Genomic DNA, 925 nt, shown 5'->3' on the forward strand with positions numbered 1-925 from the left:
CACAGAAGTTAAGCTTTCCAGCGCCGATGGTACTTGGACCGCAGGGTCCTGGGAGAGTAGGACGTCGCGAGGCACTAGAGAAGAGGCTAGATCCGCATCCGGATCGAGCCTCTTTTTGCGTAGAAAGGGGCCGCGAGAATGATTGCATTGACATTGAGGGGAGTAACGAAGGCGAACTGGGAAACTTGCATTCAACTTCGCCCTGCCGAGGGGCGGGAGCGGTTTGTGGCTTCGAATGTGTACTCGCTTGCAGAGTCGAAGTTTTTGACAAACATGAGGCCGCTTGCGATCTATCAGGAAGAAGAGATGGTGGGTTTCCTGATGTATGGGATCGATCCGGATGACGACAACTACTGGGTGTACCGGCTCATGGTGGACCGGAACCACCAGCGCCAAGGGTACGGTAAAGGCGCGATGAAACTATTGTTGGAGAAACTCCGAGATGAGGCGGAACGAGACTTGCTCGTGATTGGCTATCACCCGGAGAATGAGGGTGCGGATCGTCTGTATGCAAGTCTCGGGTTTGAAAAAAACGGGCATGGGCTCCCTGGGGTGAGAGGATCGCGCAGATGCGGTTGCGTTGAGAGGGGGAACCTGATCATTGAGATCGGGTCTTTTTTTGTCGGCGGGCAGTGTTGGGATTCGAAGTGCGAGTGAGAATGATTGGGTAGAGGGCACAATTGATGTCCGTTTTGTTTGGGTTTGTTTTGAATCTGAGATTGAGAGATACAAGGAAATGGGATAAGATAAGTCTTGTCGCCGCGAGAGAGACGGTGGTGACGGAGTAGAAAAAAACCTGTTGCATTCTTGGGTGCTATGTGGTAGATTACTAAGAGTCGCCACTGAGCGACGCTGCGAGACATGATTGATCCTTGAAAACTAAACGAGTGATAGATGAAGATCGATTCGAGCCAGAAGCTCTTCG

General features: G+C 51.8%; 1 protein-coding gene and 1 rRNA gene. Both read left to right on the forward strand.

The annotated features are described in order from the left end of the window. Positions 1-73: ribosomal RNA gene (gene rrf, locus EL26_RS26835) — 5S ribosomal RNA — on the forward strand; the annotation flags it as partial. 65 nt (positions 74-138) lie between these two features. After that, on the forward strand, positions 139-657 hold the full coding sequence (locus EL26_RS23090; RefSeq protein WP_238546180.1) for a GNAT family N-acetyltransferase: 519 nt from the start codon (positions 139-141) through the stop codon (positions 655-657). Positions 658-925 lie beyond the last annotated feature (268 nt).

The sequence above is a fragment of the Tumebacillus flagellatus genome, assembly GCF_000714935.1.
GTDB classification, from domain to species: Bacteria; Bacillota; Bacilli; order Tumebacillales; family Tumebacillaceae; genus Tumebacillus; species Tumebacillus flagellatus.